The organism is Motilibacter deserti, assembly GCF_011250635.1.
GTDB lineage: Bacteria > Actinomycetota > Actinomycetes > Motilibacterales > Motilibacteraceae > Motilibacter_A > Motilibacter_A deserti.
Map to the genome: position 1 here is coordinate 1 of NZ_JAANNP010000233.1, position 1,318 is coordinate 1,318.

General features: G+C 74.1%; 2 protein-coding genes. One reads left to right on the top strand and one right to left on the bottom strand.

Annotation, left to right across the window (positions count from 1 at the left end; genetic code table 11):
* Positions 1–57: 57 nt before the first annotated feature.
* The gene (locus G9H71_RS22700) at positions 58–1,020 is read left to right on the top strand and encodes a rhomboid family intramembrane serine protease (RefSeq protein WP_166285006.1); all 963 of its coding nucleotides are present in this window, start codon (positions 58–60) and stop codon (positions 1,018–1,020) included.
* 197 nt (positions 1,021–1,217) lie between these two features.
* Here G9H71_RS22700 and G9H71_RS25640 read toward each other — a convergent pair whose 3' ends face one another.
* Positions 1,218–1,301: a cell division protein CrgA gene (locus G9H71_RS25640; RefSeq protein WP_407939790.1), complete on the bottom strand. Its 84-nt coding sequence runs from the start codon at positions 1,299–1,301 to the stop codon at positions 1,218–1,220.
* Positions 1,302–1,318 lie beyond the last annotated feature (17 nt).

Consider the following 1,318-nt stretch of genomic DNA (forward strand, 5'->3'; position numbering starts at 1 on the left):
CGGCCGTCGTGCGTCTCCGCTGCTCCCGCGGCCTCCCGGTCGCGTACCGTCGCGCTCATGACGACCGCTGAGCCACCCGCGGCGCCCGGAGGACCGGCCCCGTCGGGCGTGCCCACCTGCTACCGCCACCCCGACCGCGAAGCGCACGTGCGCTGCACCCGCTGCAACCGCCCGATCTGCCCCGACTGCATGGTCCCGGCCTCGGTCGGCTTCCAGTGCCCGGACGAGGTCAAGGCCGCGGCCCGGACGACCCGCAGCGCCCGCACGATCTTCGGTGGCCGCGTGGCCGACGACCCCGGCTACGTCACCAAGATCCTCGTCGGCGCCTGCGTCGTCGTCTTCCTGCTCGGCGAGATCGCCCCGGACCTGCGCCTGGAGGAGCGCTTCGCGATGGTCGTCGGCTACGACGGCGCCTCCTACTACAACGGCATCGCGACCGGGGAGTGGTACCGCCTCGTCACCGCGGCGTTCCTGCACGGCAGCGTGCTGCACCTGCTGTTCAACATGTACGCCCTGTGGCTCTTCGGCCCCAACCTCGAGGCCGCGTTCGGCCGGGCCCGCTACGCCGCGCTCTACCTGGTCTCCGCGGTCGGCGGCTGCGCCGCGTCGTACGCCTTCAGCCCGCTCGGGACCGCGAGCGTCGGCGCGTCCGGGGCGGTCTTCGGGCTCTTCGCCGCGCAGCTGGTCGTCAGCAAGCGGCTGCGGATGGACGCGAGCGGCCTCTACGCGCTCATCGCGGTGAACTTCGCCATCGGCTTCATCGTCGCCGGGGTCGACTGGCGGGCCCACGCCGGCGGCCTCGCCACCGGTGCCGTGGCCGCCGCCGCCCTCGCGTACGCCCCGCGGGCGCGGCGGACGCTCGTGCAGGGCGCGGGGATGGCCGCCGTGCTCGTCGTCGCGCTCGCGCTGGTCACGTGGCGATCGGCGGACCTGCTGGACTCCTCGGTCGGCGAGGTCGTCGGCTGCGAGGTGGCGCACCCCGCCGGCGGGCAGGCGTACTTCGACTGCGCGCGGGGCTGACGCCGAGCATCGTCGACGCGTGCATCAGGCGCTGCGGGGGCGGTGGCTCCGCCCGCCCCGGCGTCGAGGGGCGGAGTTCTCCACACTGTGGAGAAGGCCTGTGGAGAACTACAGCCGTGTAAGTCGCCCGGGCGAACGCGGGGCGAACCCCGGGTGTCGCGCCGGCAGCGGCGGGCGCGACACCCGGGCGACCGGCCTCAGCGCCAGCGCATCGACAGGAAGAACCCAACCAGGATCAACCCGAACCCGACGGCCATGTTCCAGGCGCCGAGGGAGTCGATCGGGTACTCGGTCTCGC

Coding starts and splice junctions, on each gene's coding strand:
- G9H71_RS22700 (WP_166285006.1), top strand. CDS start 58: ATGACGACCGCTGAGCCACCCGCGGCGCCCGGAGGACCGGCCCCGTCG.